The organism is Paenibacillus sp. SEL1, assembly GCF_054602535.1.
Window position 1 is genome coordinate 4,741,483 of the sequence record NZ_CM137723.1, and the last position, 11,601, is coordinate 4,753,083.

Genomic DNA, 11,601 nt, shown 5'->3' on the forward strand with positions numbered 1-11,601 from the left:
AAGATATTGTAAATAAATTCTATTTAAGGGAATTACATCTAATTCAGATTATGTTAACAATCAATAATATTAAGGGGAGTACGTAAAGGGGATTTTGAGAATGGAAGCATTTATTTTACTTTATAAAGAACAGTATGATGAGACTGTGGTTGTGTATAGATAAGGTCCAAAAAAGGATTCATGAGAGAAAATCCAATTGAATAAAGATACTAAGTTATTTTCTGAGTTTGAGCCTATACAAGATTCAAATCATTCAAACACATTTTTATTTTGACAGAGCAGCACAACAAATGGCTCGATGCTTCATTAAAGAAGGGGAGTATTTCCTGATAAAATGACAATTGGATCATAACTAAACTATAATACAATGATTATAACCAGAGCTTTCTCCTTAATTTACTGGAGTGAGCTTTTAGCTTAGTTAGCCAATTACGAAGACTAATGTAATATTTTTTTTCGAAAATGGCTCTTAAGTATTAGGCAAAAAGATCAGGTAACATCGACCAATAGTTCATTTGTATGATACTATAAGTACATAAAGTCAAAATAAGGAAGAAAATTCTTTAATTGTATCTTATTACATTTGATTAGTTTGAGGTGAACTCATGCAAGCTAATAGAAAAAGTATGAATGAAAATGATAATATGATCCTTTTTTCTGAGGTAGAAGGTATGTGCCCTTTCTGTTCTAAAAGCTTACTATATGTGAAAAATGGAATTAGGAGGAAGATATTTGAAGCTGCTCCTATTTACCCATTAAATCCAACAAAAGAAGAATCCTTATTGTTAAAAAACGTAGAGAAATTATCTCAAAATGTAAACGATTTGAATAATTTGATTGCCTTATGTCGTGATTGTCATAAAAAATTTGATTCCCCACGAACTATAGAAGAATATAAAAAATTACTCATCATAAATAAGGAGATTATTAGAAGAAATGAGAGGAGAGCAGACTATCATAGTTATCAAATTGAGGCAGAAATTAAAATAATACTAAATAAACTTGTGGAAAACGAAAATGAATTATCTCCTCAGATTCTAAATTTAGATGCATTGAAAGTTGATGAAAAGGCGAATATAACTCTGAATAGACTTACAAAGAGACGAATTAAAAGTGATGTCGCGGACTACTATTTCTTTGTGAAGGAACAATTTATAATGCTGGACAAAGAATGTCAATATTCCTTTGATACAATTGCTTCTCAAGTAAATACATTTTACCTAAAATTGAAGAAAAATAAACATACACAAGAAGAGATTTATAATCATATGGCTGAATGGTTAAGTAAAAAGACAGAGAATAGTTCTCTAGAAGCATGTAAAATTATAGTCTCTTTTTTCATACAAAATTGCGAGGTGTTTTCGTGATTATACCAAATAAAGTTATAAACTATAATGATTCGATTATAAATAAAATGTTAGTGCTACTAACCGAACTTTCTCAATCTAATTTCCAAATTAAAGAATTATACTTTAGTACTCAAAATTCTTTTGAAGAGATTGATGAATTTATATATTCTTGGAAAACTTTATATTGAAGAACGATAAAGGGGCAACGTTAAAATGGGGAAAATAATGGATGTTAGTTTAACTTTTGAGTCAAAAGATGAAGGTACAATTATAGTAGGAACAAACAAAGGATTAGATCATTTAACCTACCCAGAAATAAAAAAAATGATAGGTAATAAAATTCTTATTAAATATGCAAATCAAAATGAAATGGTATTAAGCGTTAGCTCTGTTCAAATTTCAACTTCAATGGCTGAAAAGAAGAATATTGGAATACGCATTGGTAAGTTAGCATCTCCTGATCTTGTTCAAGTGGGGGCAAGTATTTACAGTTTGGAACATTAATTAATATCTGTTTAAAGGAGGAATAAAATGAATATAGTAAAAAAAATAGAAGAAGGAAAATGTTCAATACAGGAGTTAGAAAATTTGCTGGATGAAAAGAACCCCATAGTTTTATATCATGCATTGACCCATATCGGAAAAGAAGGCATTCGTACAGAGGAAATTATAAAAAAGTTAAGTGAATTGTCTTCAAAAAGGGAACCTCAAGATAAGATGATAGGTCATTATAAAGTAGGAGACTTAGCAATAGCTACTATGATAAAACTTGGAGAAAAAGAAGATGAGATAACTGGGTTTAAGATATTAGATGAATTTGAAAAAAAGATGGTTTTCCGTTTATTTGAAGAAATCGAATGGTAATGCCTCCTGTTCGTTTGAATGAATGCACTTAATTCAAAACTTATTTCACCTCGAACCATGAGGAGAAATAAGTTTTTTTCATATCTAATGGAGGTGAACCAAATGAATAGAATACTTATTCAAGCTGTAGAGCGTTTGTATTCAATTCATTTTGAAAGTTTAGTCAAGTCCAAAATTCGCCGAAAACGTCGCTCTAGGAGAAACTACTTAGCTGCTGAGTGTGTAGAGTAAAAGCCTAACCAAAAATGGGTAACGGATATTACGCAATATTGAGTGGGCGAACGCTGTGGTATCTTTCTGCGATAAGGACTTGCCAAAGCTTTTGCAAGGCAAAAGATGTGACCGGGCTGATCGTTCATAACGACTAGGGATTCCAGATCCAAAATAACAATTGTTTATTTAATGTATTAAATTTCCAAATGATCATTGTCACCATGTTGACGATAATACAAAATGCTGTTATTGTAATTATAGTCAGTATGGTGACAATAAAAAGAAAAGGATATATTTATGGAATATTCTAAAGCGCTTAGAGAGTTATATATAATGCAACAAACTTACGCTACTTTTTTTTCCGTTACTAATAAGTTGCAAATACAAGGCGACAACTATTTTGAGAAATTAACATCACGACAGTACATGATCATGCTGGCAATAGCTCATTTGCCAGAGGATGAAACGACACTTGTTAATATTGCAAGAAAGTTAGAAACAAGCAAACAAAGTGCACAAAAGCTTGTAGTCAATTTAGAGAATAAAGGATACTTGATTACGACACCAAGCAAACGGGACAAACGTGCCATTAACGTGGAAATCACGGAATTAGGGAAAAGAGTCATGCTGGAATGTGGTGAGAAAGCAATATGCCTAATGGCAGATATTTTTAATGAATTCACAACTGAAGAATTAGAAGTGTTATGGAGTTTATTGAAAAGAATATATGGTACTCACAACGAAGAGTACGTTGGTTTTGAGGAAGACGTAAATTATAAATTTGAAGACCTGGAAGGGTTTCAAGGAGCACAAATTCGAGCTTTAGATAGTTTTATTTTGCGGAGAAAACATTTTAAATGATGGAATTGAAAATAGGCACTATTTCCATTCAAGTTCTATATTTTCTTTGGAGGCTACGAGATGAAATTACAAGTACAACCAAGAGTTGCACTTATTGATGAAAAAATCGATTTTTGTGTCACAGGGTTACCACCAGAGGGCAAAACGAAAATAACTGCAACCATGCATTTTCCATGGGCAGTAAGTGAAAAGTATCAATCATTTGCTTGGTTTACTGCGGATTCAAATGGCAGTGTTGATTTATCAAAACACAAACCTGATTCTGGAACTTATGATTATATAGATAGTATGGGGCTTATTACTTCATTACAAAAGATTAATAGTGAGGGAGGGAATATCGCTCTTAATATTTCAATAGATGATAGTGTATTTATTGATATAGTATGTGAAAATGGACAAGATCGAGAATGTATAAGACTAGAGCGTATGTTCAAGTTACCGGAAGTGAAAAGACAACAGATCACTGATGAATTTATGGGAGAGTTATTTTATTCTGAAAACTCAAATAATAAAACGATTGTAGTATTGGGTGGATCTGATGGTGAACGAAGTGGTCTTTCGCTTTTGTCAGGACCATTGGCATCTAGAGGTTTTAATGTTTTAACCGTTGGATATTTCAATGAAAAGGGATTGCCTAAAAAACTAGAGGAAATTCCCCTTGAATATTTTGAAAAAGTGTTCTCTTGGCTTAAAAAGAATCCATTAACACGTGCTAATGAAATATATGTACACGGTACATCTAAAGGCGGAGAATTGGCGTTACTTTTGGCATCGCGATATAATTTCATTTCTAAAGTTGTGGCTTCTGCACCCCATGCATATTGTTTTCAAGCGTTGGATGGTTTGATGAGTGGTGAAAATGTTTCATCATGGTCATATGAAGGGAGATCATTACCATTTATACCAGTTGATAATGATATTTTTTACGACCATCAGCGTCATTGCTTAGAAAAGAATATACCTTTTGGTTTTACTACTACATATAAAAAAAGTGTGGAAAGGGCAAGAAATAAAGAGGAGGCTCGAATAAAAATAGAGAATGCAAATGCAAATTTATTGCTAATTTCAGGCCATCAAGATAATATTTGGAATACTCACGAGGCATGTGTAGAAATAATGAGTATTTTGAAAAAAAACAATTATAAATACAAATACAATCTTTTAGACTATAAGGATTTAGGTCACTCATTACCATTACCGTTTATTATACCTTTAAGCGAAACATTGAACTTAAAAATGGGTGGAGGCGTTTTTACTTGTGGTGGTACTTTAAAAGGAAATTCTTTTGGTCAATCAGATTCTTGGCAGAAAACAATAGAATTTTTTATGAATTAGGGCGTGTCTTCAAACTCAGGCAAGCCAAACCATAATGGTTGCCAAGGCAAAAAAAGACTTGAATGTACACGCTAATTTATCATAGTGAGTTGCCAGACGACGATAAATTCTTTACTTTATTAAAGAAGCATTCCACCAAATAACGTTTTTTTTGTAAACGTCCTGATCATATTTTAGGGTGACTCGGCGATTTTTCTTTCCGGGAATCACTGAATAGCCTGTTGTTCCTTCAAAAACATGCGAATGACATGGATATCTTACGCGCGGTCGTCAAACACTTGGGATGAACATTCCGGGATTATTCGTTTTAGGCTCCATGTTTTCGACAAACAGTAATGATGGAAGGAGATAAAGGAGTAAACGGTGTTTTATCCCAGTCGGAATATTGATTTTCAATACAAAAGCCGCGGCTCGTTAATAAACGCTGAAGCGTGTCATTATCAGTAAAGCGACATGCAATTCGAGAAATTGTTTTCTCCGATCCCCAATCACGGAATGTGACCCAGTGCATGATCTGGTTACTTGAATCATACGACTGTGTCCCAGATATCTTGACTTTAATTCCATCTTTATCGATAAAATTTCCCCAGATGCTTTCCTCTTGGTTGGATAAATCGGTCCCCAAGGGGTTTCGTGTTTCAAAAACAAATATCCCATTTGATTCTAGGTGCCTGTAAACGGTTTCGAGTAAGGCTCGTTGATCCTCATCGCTCAAAAATGCCTGGAATGCATTTCCTGTCAAATAAATCATGGAAAAACGCTTTTCGGAATCGAATGTACGAGCATCAGCTTCAATAAAATCCACAGGCAAACCTTGAGCTTTAACCCGCGCATATTCAAGCATCGATGAAGAAATATCAACACCTGTTATATGTATCCCCGATTTTGATAAATGAATGGTTGTCAATCCTGTACCACATGCAAGTTCCAGAACCTCGCCTGGGTTCAATCTAGCCATATCAAGATAGAAATTGTATTTATTAGTCTCACCGCCAAATTCAAGATCATAATTAATCGGGTCTCGATACTCTTCAAGATTATCGTGATTTATCAATATGAATCATCCCTTCACTACACTACAGATTTCTTTAAATCATCCTTCATTATACCATCCATTCTCAGTTTTGCTATATATGGAAACCATGTTGATGTTTTATAAAAAAAAGGACTGACGCGCCAGCACTTTTAAAACAAAAAAAGCCGCTAATTTAGCGGATCTGATGAGGCAATATCTTTTTACTGGACGAGAGCGTGTCTTTAAACCTAATTTAACATCACTTGAAGGAATTACACTACTAAGAGATACCATAACCCGTTTAAAAAATGCTGATTTGCATATACGTGATATTAAGAGAGAACTTTATATTGAAGAACGATAAAGGGGCAACGTTAAAATGGGAAAAATAATGGATGTTAGTTTAACTTTTGAGTCAAAAGATGAAGGTACAATTAAAGTAGGAACAAACAAAGGATTAGATCATTTAACCTACCCAGAAATAAAAAAATTATAGGTGATAATAGTAAAAAAAATTGAAGATGGAAAATGTTGAATAGATGAGTTAGAAAATTTGCTAGAAGAAAAGAACCCCATAGTTTTATATCAAGCAATGACACATATCGGAAAAGAAGGCATTCGTACAGAGGTAATATTTAAAAAATTAAATGGATTATCTTTAAAAAGGGAACATCAAGATAAGCTGTTAGGCCATTATAAGTTGGGAGACTTAGCAATAGCTACTATGATAAAACTTGGAGAAAATGAAGATGAAATATCTGGTTTTAAAATTTTAGATGAATTTGAAAAAAAGATGCATTTCCGTCTTTTTGAAGAAGTCGATTGGTAAGTCTCCTGTTCATCTGGATAAATGTACTCAGTTAAAAACTTATTTCACCTCGAACGCTGAGGAGAAATAAGTTTTTTTATATCTAAATGGGCGACTAAAAGAAAAGGATCGGGCATTAATGAGAGGGGATAAATGTTATTTATAGATTGAAGTTTGAATTGTAAGATAACTCATGATTGATGGCTATTCTGGATAGAACTAGTCGCATAAAATGGCATGAATATAAGCTTCGCAACACCCTGGAATTATTAGCATACTCCACAAGTTGCAAAGCTGTCGCACTTGTTCCAAAGTGGCGTTTATGGTATTATATTCCTGGATATCATTTCCCCGACTGCGTAGCCTAAAATTCGCTTCCACGCTTACCAACGACATAATATTCCTTTGTAATTATGTAAAAGATTTCAAGTTCAACTCTAAAGTTAAAGTTTTCAATCGGTACGTGAAATGATAAAGAAGGGAGGGGAATTTGGAGATTGACATTTGAGCACAAACAGCTCGAATGCACCATCTTGCATGAAGACGACTGTTATGGCTTGCCATCGGTGAATTAAGGCGCTGATATCCAAAAGAATGCCTGGAACCCGTGCAACGCAGTTTGCTGTATGTACCGTAACCAAGGTAATTATAAAAAGCCATTAACTGAAATTTATTGGGCGAAAATAAAAATGATGAACTGCCTAATTCGGCTTGATTCGAGTCTCCATCCAGAAAAATGAAAGCGGTTACAAATTTAGAAGGGAGGCTCTGCTGAAAATGATACAAGTCCAAGTTTCGGAGCACCAACCTTCAAATAGGATACAAAATTACTAATTAAATCTATGCATAGGCAATTTGTAAACTTTTAATAGACATGATATATAAAAATGGAGGTAATATGTTTATGATTAAAAAATTTTCGGTGTTTTTATTAGCTTTTACATTATTGCTGAGTTGTTTACCAATGGTACCTGTACATGCTGCTAACAATGCAATTGCAAAGCTTCCAGGGAATTCAAATCCTCTTATGGACCATAAATTGGGGGCGGATCCCTATGCGTTGGTCTATGATGGAAGGGTTTATATCTATATGTCAAGTGATGCATATGTATATAACAGTAATGGAACGGTGAAAGAGAATGATTTTAGTGAACTAAATAAAATATTCGTCATATCTTCTGCTGACATGGTGAACTGGACAGACCACGGTGCAATTCCGGTCGCAGGATACAATAACAAAAATAATGGAAAAGGTATTGCAAAATGGGCATCACTCTCATGGGCACCGGCCGTTGCACATAAAAAAATAAATGGTAAGGATAAATTCTTCCTTTATTTTGCAAATGGTGCCTCAGGTATTGGTGTGCTAACTGCAGACACTCCGATAGGACCATGGACAGACCCACTCGGAAAGGCTCTTGTTACACACGGTACAACTGGAATGTCTGGAGTTACATGGCTTTTTGACCCGGCAGTATTGGTGGATGATGATGGTACAGGATATCTGTATGTTGGTGGAGGTATACCCAATACTTCGGACCCAGCTTCAATTGCAAATCCTAAAACAGCCAGAGTTTTAAAACTGGGCGCTGATATGACTAGTATTATTGGAAGTGCAGTAACCATTGATGCTCCTTACATGTTTGAAGACTCAGGAATTCATAAGTATAACGGCAAATATTATTACTCATATTGTATCAATTTCTCCGGTACACACCCGTCAAATTACCCAGCAGGTGAAATAGGCTACATGGTGAGCAGCAGTCCTATGGGACCCTTTACTTATACAGGACATTTCCTGAAAAATCCACAAGCATTTTTCGGAGTTGGTGGAAATAACCATCATTCGGTGTTTAACTTTAATAACCAATGGTATGTAGTGTACCATTCCCAAACTGTCAGCAAGGCTCTGTTGGGAGAAGGGAAAGGGTATCGTTCTCCTAATATTAACAAGCTTATCCATAATACGAATGTAACGATACAAGAGGTTCAGGGAAATATGGCAGGCGTGCCTCAGATAGCCAATCTTAATCCATACAATAGGATTGAGGCTGAAACAATCGGGTGGAATGCAGGGATTACAACCGAGGCGAGTCAAGCATCAGGCGGACCGACAAATAATCTTAATGTGACAAACGTACACAATGGAGATTGGATCGCTGTAGGAAATGCCGACTTTGGTAGCGGTGGGGCCAAGACGTTTAAAGCAAACATAGCCTCCAATGCAGGCGGTAAAATAGAAATACGTCTTGACAGTGCAACGGGTCCTCTGGTTGGAACTCTTAATGTCAGTTCTACTGGAGGAACACAGACCTGGAAGGAAGTCGAAACCACTGTAAGCAATGCAACAGGAGTCCACAAGGTTTTCTTAGTGTTTACCGGAACAGGGACTGGTAACTTATTTAATATTGATTACTGGCAGTTTACACCCAATACTACTGGAACAAGGGTTGAAGCTGAGGATATGACTCTCGGTGGTACTTACGCTGGGAAGATCAGTTCTCCTTTCAATGGGGTCGCTTTATACGCCAATGATGATTATAGTGCATACACTCAGTATTTTGCCAACTCTACTCATAGTATTTCAGTCAGGGGTGCTTCGAATAACTCCAGTACCGCCAGAGTAGACTTGCAAATAGGAGGAACCACAGTTGGTTCCTTTTATTTTACTGGAACTACGCCGACGGTCCAAACCTTGTCTAATATCACCCATGTAACCGGAAATCAAGAGGTCAGACTGATCGTAACCACTGATAACGGGACTTGGGATGCCTATGTGGATTATTTACAATTTAATTAACTAAAACTAAAAGCTTTTGAACCTATCAAAGATTAGGGGCGATCTAATATGTATAGGAGGATAAGTGTGCTTTTATTAGTTTTACCATTATTCATGAGTATGATGTCCAATACTTCTGTATTTGCAGCTACTACTTTTACAAATCCGTTTATAAATGCTGATTCTCCAGACAACGATGTTATCAGGGTAGGTAATACTTTTTATATGACTAGCACGACCATGCACATGAATCATGGAGTTCCGATCATGAAATCTTATGATCTCGTCAATTGGGAAATCGTAAATTATGTTTACGATACGTATGCCAACAATGACGCACAAAATCTTAACAACGGGGAGAACGAATATGGAAAAGGCTCGTGGGCAAGCAGCCTTAGATATTATAACGGCATCTACTATGTGTCCTTTGGCTCCAATTCTACCGGCAAAACATACATCTATCAAACCAGCAATATAGAAACTGGTCCATGGACATCATCAGTGCTTGGCAACTATTATCATGACGCATCGCTGCTGTTTGATAATGGACGTGTATTCTTGGTTTATGGCAGTGATAATATCAGAATTATTGAGCTTACTGCAGATGCAAAGGCTATCAAGCCAGGGGGACTTAATCAGGTGATTATTTCCGCTGCCAGTAATATTGCCGGTTCCAGCTTCATAGTCAAGGCTGAAGGCGCGCACATACAAAAGATCAAGGGAATGTACTATATATTTCTTATATGCTGGCCATCGGGAGGCAACCGCACACAATTAACCTATCGTGCAAGTAGCTTGACAGGACCCTATACAGGTCAGGTGTCATTGAATGATTCAGGTATTGCACAGGGGGGAATTGTTGATACTCCTTCTGGCTCCTGGTATGCTATGCTGTTTAAAGACAGCGGAGCAATTGGACGTATGCCGTATCTTGTTCCGGTTACATGGTCAAATAATTGGCCGGTATTCGGTGTTAACGGTAAGGTTCCTCTTACGATGGATGTTCCTGTTGAAGGTTATCCCGAAAAGAAGGTCTATGCGTCTGATGAGTTTTCATCTTCTCAAGCCTCCAGTCAGCTTATTGCAAACGGTGGATTTGAAAATGCCACCATAAGCCCGTGGACGAATAATAACACTGCAATTGTTGCAGCAACCACTACAGACTATTACATCGGCTCAAAAAGCTTGTTTATCAGCGGTAGACAACAAACAGCTGCTGGTCCAAAACAAGTAATTACCGGAAAAGTAGCAGCCGGCGGAATGTATAATTTTTCTGCAAAGGTTAAATACACTGAAGGTCCTGCCACTAAGCAATTTAATTTTGGTATTCAGAATGGTCCAAGTTACACAGGTATATCGATTCTTGGGTCCACCACGCTAACCAAGGGCCAATGGGGCACAATTCAAGGAACATATACACTTCCGGCAGGTGCCGACCTCTCACAAACGTTTATTTTCATTGAGACACCCTACAGTTCAACCCCAGACCCAACAAATGATTTGATGAATTTCTATGTGGACGATGTTTCGTTTACAGGAACCTCGTCTTCTGAAGCGACTCTTAAAAAGGAGTGGCAATGGAACCACAATCCTGACAATACTCATTGGTCCCTTACACAGCGTCCTGGATTTATGAGAATGACTACAGGGAAAGTGAGTAAAAGTATTCTGGATGCCAGAAATACGCTTACCCAAAGGACATTTGGACCGAAAAGTACAGGAATCATTGCAATGGAAACAAGCGGGATGAAGGACGGAGACTATTCCGGTCTTGCAGCTTTTCAGGCTAATTATGGATTTGTAGGCATAAAGATGAACGGGACCTCCAAATCCATTGTTATGGTGAATGCCAGCTCTGGAGCAATGACTGAAGTGGCAAGTGTCCCTTTCACCCAGAACAGAGTGTATCTTAAGCTTATATGTGATTTTACAAATCAGATGGATAAAGCATATTTCTACTACAGTCTTGACGGCACAAATTGGACGGCTATAGGCAACACACTTCAGATGTCATATACAATCCCTCACTTTATGGGATACCGTTTTGCTTTGTTCAATTATGCTACTAAATCAACGGGTGGTTTTGTTGATTTTGATTATTTAAACTTGCAGTGACAAACAAGAGGGTTTGAAGCTGTGGATCTAAGTTCGTTTCTTGCGCTCCTTCAAGGTTCTTCGGTTCGAAAATCTAACCTTGCTAGGCCGCATGAATTGAAAAGCTCAGAGGAAATTACGGACTTCTCCATTGAGATAACAGGGGAAAATGAATGGACTAAACCGACTCCATAATTGGAGTCGGTTTTTACTTGCCAATTGGATAACAACGATTGAAGCTATGGAACTACGATTTTGATGGGCATGTTGCGCATAAAAAAAA

Annotated in this window: 10 protein-coding genes; 9 read left to right on the forward strand and 1 reads right to left on the reverse strand. The window is 36.5% G+C overall.

What is annotated here, in order from left to right; all coding sequences use genetic code 11:
* Positions 1–605: 605 nt before the first annotated feature.
* From ACYCSE_RS21825 to ACYCSE_RS21850, 6 genes are all read left to right on the forward strand, one after another.
* Positions 606–1,367: an ABC-three component system protein gene (locus ACYCSE_RS21825; RefSeq protein ID WP_452566808.1), complete on the forward strand. Its 762-nt coding sequence runs from the start codon at positions 606–608 to the stop codon at positions 1,365–1,367.
* A gap of 47 nt (positions 1,368–1,414) precedes the next feature.
* Positions 1,415–1,537 carry an ABC-three component system middle component 7 gene (locus ACYCSE_RS21830; protein WP_459702557.1) on the forward strand — a complete coding sequence of 41 codons (123 nt, stop codon included), beginning with the start codon at positions 1,415–1,417 and terminating at the stop codon, positions 1,535–1,537.
* Between the two features lie 25 nt (positions 1,538–1,562).
* Positions 1,563–1,853 (forward strand): hypothetical protein, encoded by a 291-nt coding sequence (locus tag ACYCSE_RS21835; protein ID WP_452566809.1) that lies wholly within the window; start codon positions 1,563–1,565, stop codon positions 1,851–1,853.
* A 27-nt stretch (positions 1,854–1,880) separates the two neighbouring features.
* Positions 1,881–2,213, forward strand: a complete 333-nt coding sequence (locus ACYCSE_RS21840; RefSeq protein ID WP_452566810.1) for a hypothetical protein — start codon at positions 1,881–1,883, stop codon at positions 2,211–2,213.
* Positions 2,214–2,723: 510 nt separating this feature from the next.
* Positions 2,724–3,287 carry a MarR family winged helix-turn-helix transcriptional regulator gene (locus ACYCSE_RS21845; protein ID WP_061830185.1) on the forward strand — a complete coding sequence of 188 codons (564 nt, stop codon included), beginning with the start codon at positions 2,724–2,726 and terminating at the stop codon, positions 3,285–3,287.
* A 60-nt stretch (positions 3,288–3,347) separates the two neighbouring features.
* Complete coding sequence (locus tag ACYCSE_RS21850; protein ID WP_459699875.1) at positions 3,348–4,622, forward strand: acyl-CoA thioester hydrolase/BAAT C-terminal domain-containing protein; 1,275 nt, start codon at positions 3,348–3,350, stop codon at positions 4,620–4,622.
* Between the two features lie 307 nt (positions 4,623–4,929).
* Here the strand turns inward: ACYCSE_RS21850 and ACYCSE_RS21855 are convergent, their stop codons facing one another.
* On the reverse strand, positions 4,930–5,676 hold the full coding sequence (locus ACYCSE_RS21855) for a class I SAM-dependent DNA methyltransferase (protein ID WP_081112457.1): 747 nt from the start codon (positions 5,674–5,676) through the stop codon (positions 4,930–4,932).
* 514 nt (positions 5,677–6,190) lie between these two features.
* Between ACYCSE_RS21855 and ACYCSE_RS21860 the strand changes: the two genes are divergently transcribed.
* The 3 genes from ACYCSE_RS21860 to ACYCSE_RS21870 all read left to right on the forward strand — a co-directional run bounded on the left by ACYCSE_RS21860 (position 6,191) and on the right by ACYCSE_RS21870 (position 11,339).
* Entirely contained in the window at positions 6,191–6,466 is a 276-nt protein-coding gene (locus ACYCSE_RS21860) for a hypothetical protein (RefSeq protein ID WP_459699877.1), read from the forward strand.
* A gap of 883 nt (positions 6,467–7,349) precedes the next feature.
* Complete coding sequence (locus tag ACYCSE_RS21865; protein ID WP_452566813.1) at positions 7,350–9,245, forward strand: carbohydrate-binding protein; 1,896 nt, start codon at positions 7,350–7,352, stop codon at positions 9,243–9,245.
* 66 nt (positions 9,246–9,311) lie between these two features.
* Positions 9,312–11,339 (forward strand): beta-xylosidase family glycoside hydrolase, encoded by a 2,028-nt coding sequence (locus tag ACYCSE_RS21870; RefSeq protein WP_452566814.1) that lies wholly within the window; start codon positions 9,312–9,314, stop codon positions 11,337–11,339.
* The last annotated feature ends 262 nt before the right edge of the window (positions 11,340–11,601 follow it).

Excerpts from the sequence above, each read along its gene's own strand:
- ACYCSE_RS21825 (WP_452566808.1), top strand. The coding sequence starts at position 606 with ATGCAAGCTAATAGAAAAAGTATGAATGAAAATGATAATATGATCCTT.
- ACYCSE_RS21830 (WP_459702557.1), top strand. The coding sequence starts at position 1,415 with ATGTTAGTGCTACTAACCGAACTTTCTCAATCTAATTTCCAAATTAAA.
- ACYCSE_RS21835 (WP_452566809.1), top strand. The coding sequence starts at position 1,563 with ATGGGGAAAATAATGGATGTTAGTTTAACTTTTGAGTCAAAAGATGAA.
- ACYCSE_RS21840 (WP_452566810.1), top strand. The coding sequence starts at position 1,881 with ATGAATATAGTAAAAAAAATAGAAGAAGGAAAATGTTCAATACAGGAG.
- ACYCSE_RS21845 (WP_061830185.1), top strand. The coding sequence starts at position 2,724 with ATGGAATATTCTAAAGCGCTTAGAGAGTTATATATAATGCAACAAACT.
- ACYCSE_RS21850 (WP_459699875.1), top strand. The coding sequence starts at position 3,348 with ATGAAATTACAAGTACAACCAAGAGTTGCACTTATTGATGAAAAAATC.
- ACYCSE_RS21865 (WP_452566813.1), top strand. The coding sequence starts at position 7,350 with ATGATTAAAAAATTTTCGGTGTTTTTATTAGCTTTTACATTATTGCTG.